Source organism: Oleiphilus sp. HI0123, from assembly GCF_001635315.1.
The window spans coordinates 1-2,919 of sequence record NZ_LWGE01001357.1 but is presented as its reverse complement, the minus strand read 5'-3'; the positions used below and the strand labels follow the sequence as shown (position 1 = coordinate 2,919).

2 protein-coding genes are annotated in these 2,919 nt (G+C 46.7%); both read left to right on the top strand.

Annotated elements, in window-relative coordinates:
- Positions 1-368: 368 nt before the first annotated feature.
- A complete protein-coding gene (gene miaB, locus A3761_RS17010; protein WP_068638191.1) occupies positions 369-1,733 on the top strand; it encodes a tRNA (N6-isopentenyl adenosine(37)-C2)-methylthiotransferase MiaB in 1,365 nt (454 codons plus the stop codon).
- Positions 1,717-2,769, top strand: a complete 1,053-nt coding sequence (locus A3761_RS17005) for a PhoH family protein (protein ID WP_082865270.1) — start codon at positions 1,717-1,719, stop codon at positions 2,767-2,769. Before miaB ends, A3761_RS17005 begins: the two co-directional genes overlap by 17 nt.
- Positions 2,770-2,919 lie beyond the last annotated feature (150 nt).

Here is a 2,919-nt window from a genome sequence, read left to right as displayed (position 1 = left end):
ATCTTTTCTCTGTTTTTATCTTTTCTCTGTGTAGGCCGCAGGCCTCTCTGTGCCCTCGGTGGTGAACCGTCTTTTGTGTTTTGATCTTTAAGGGATAAACCGAAGAACCACAGAGGACACCTGGCGCTTCGCTGCACAGAGGAAGAGATGGAGACACACCTAAAAAGGCTTTTATCTTTTCTCTGTTTTTATCTTTTCTCTGTGTAGGCCGCAGGCCTCTCTGTGCCCTCGGTGGTGAACCGTCTTTTGTGTTTTGATCTTTAAGGGCAGTCTTTAGCGACAGAAAAAACTACACCCACTGCCTGCTTAGATGTATAATCTGCCGCCTATTTTTTAAGCAACTCTTTTCGCAAGCGATTGATATTTAGATGACCGACAACACGACCAAGAAGCTTTTTATTAAAACTCACGGCTGCCAGATGAATGAGTACGACTCATCTCGCATGACAGACTTACTGCAAGACAGTCATAAAGTTGAGTTAACCGAGAACGAGAGTGATGCTGACATCATTCTTCTTAACACCTGCTCTATTCGTGAAAAAGCACAGGAAAAGGTCTTTCACCAGCTTGGTCGCTGGAAGAAGCTTAAGGAAAGCAACCCGGAACTAACTATCGGAGTTGGTGGTTGCGTTGCCAGTCAGGAAGGTGAGGCGATTCGTTCTCGCGCGCCTTTTGTAGACGTGATCTTTGGCCCACAAACGCTTCATCGCCTACCAGAGATGATCGACGCATCAAAAACAACTGATGTAGGCGTGGTCGACATCAGCTTCCCTGAAGTTGAAAAGTTTGACCACCTCCCTGCTCCCGGTATAAATGGCCCTTCTGCGTTTGTTTCAATTATGGAAGGCTGTAGCAAGTATTGTACTTTTTGTGTTGTGCCTTACACGCGAGGTGAGGAAGTTAGCCGCCCTGTTGATGACGTACTGGCAGAAATCTCCCACCTTGCTACTCAAGGTGTGCGTGAAATCAACTTACTCGGCCAAAACGTTAACGCCTACCAAGGTGAAACGCACGATGGCGATATGATGGATCTTGCTGAGTTAATCACACTAACCGCAGCCATTGAAGGCATTGACCGAATTCGTTTTACAACGTCGCATCCGGTTGAGTTCAGTGACTCACTTATCGACGTTTATGCCGATACTCCTGAGCTGGTAAGCCACCTCCACCTTCCTGTTCAAAGCGGTTCAGACAGAATACTGAATGCGATGAAGCGCGGCCATATGGCATTAGAGTACAAATCTAAAATTCGCCGTATACGTAAGCACCGCCCTGATATTAGTATCTCTTCAGACTTTATCATTGGCTTCCCTGGCGAAACCGAGAAAGACTTTGAAGACACCATGAAGCTGATCAATGACGTTGGCTTTGACGCTTCTTTTAGTTTTATCTATAGCGCGCGCCCGGGTACACCAGCAGCAGATTTACCTGATGAAACAAGCGAAGAAGTTAAAAAACAACGACTGCAAATTCTGCAGCAGCGCATTCTTCAACAAGCTCAAGATATTAGCCGAAAAATGGTCGGTAATACCGAACGAATTCTGGTCACAGGTTTTTCTAAGAAAGACCCCGGGGAGCTACAAGGCCGAACCGAAAATAACCGTGTTGTGAACTTCAAAGCGAAGCAAGACCGCTCAGATAGTGCCTTGATCGGGCGCTTTATCGACGTGAAGATTACCGATGCTTACGCAAATTCATTACGTGGTGAAAGAGTCGATGAGCAAGACTACTAAAAAAGAAAAGTTAGCCAGACGGCAAGACAAGCAGCCTGACGATAAAGTCAAAACAACGAGCACTGGCTCCATTACCATTAAAGAAGTTGCACTGACGCCTTTTGATAATGACCGCCTCGCCTGTTTGTGCGGCCAATTTGATGAAAACATCAAACACCTGGAGATGCGCCTAGATGTTAAGATTAGCTATCGGGGCGCTGTTTTCAAAATACGTGGCGAAAAAGCTGAAGCATCTCAGGCGGCGCTAGAGATAATCAGACACCTATATCGAGAGACCGAGGATAATTCGAGCATTAGCCTTGAAATGGTTCACCTCTTTGTTCAGGAGTTTGGCGTTGATGCTATTTCGAGCGAGCTATCAGAAGAAGCTCGACTAATCAAAACACCTCGAAGCCAAGTTAAACCTCGCGGCGAGAACCAGTGCCAATATGTTGCTAACATTAAGCAGCATGATATTAATTTTGGCTTAGGCCCTGCTGGTACTGGCAAAACCTACCTTGCTGTTGCTTGTGCTGTAGAAGCGCTAAATAACGAAGAAGTTAAACGCATTCTGCTAGTTCGGCCCGCAGTTGAAGCAGGAGAAAAGCTTGGCTTTCTGCCTGGCGACCTGGCTCAGAAAGTTGACCCTTACTTGCGCCCTCTCTATGACGCGCTATATGAAATGCTAGGCTTCGACCAAGTCGCCAAGCTCATGGATAAGAACATCATAGAAGTCGCACCACTCGCCTTTATGCGCGGCCGAACACTTAATAATGCTTTTATTATTTTGGACGAAAGCCAGAACACCACACCCGAACAAATGAAGATGTTCCTGACCCGAATTGGTTTTGGCTCAACAGCCGTTATTACGGGCGACCTAACCCAAACCGACCTACCTAAACACGCGATGTCGGGCTTAGCTCAGGCTCAGCGCGTTTTAAATGGCGTAAAAGGCATCAGCAGCATCCACTTCCGCCCATCTGATGTTGTCAGACACCCTATTGTTCAACGAATTGTAGAGGCTTATAACAAGCACGATACGCAGGGAAAGGCTTAAACCACAGAGGACACCGAGCGCTTCGCTGCACAGAGGAAGGGATTAAGACACCCTAAAAACCTTTTTATCTTTTCTCGGTGTAGGCCGCAGGCCTCTCTGTGACCTCTGTGGTGAACCGTGTTTTATGTTTTGATCTTGAAGTGATAAACC

Excerpts from the sequence above, each read along its gene's own strand:
- A3761_RS17005 (WP_082865270.1), top strand. The coding sequence starts at position 1,717 with ATGAGCAAGACTACTAAAAAAGAAAAGTTAGCCAGACGGCAAGACAAG.
- miaB (WP_068638191.1), top strand. The coding sequence starts at position 369 with ATGACCGACAACACGACCAAGAAGCTTTTTATTAAAACTCACGGCTGC.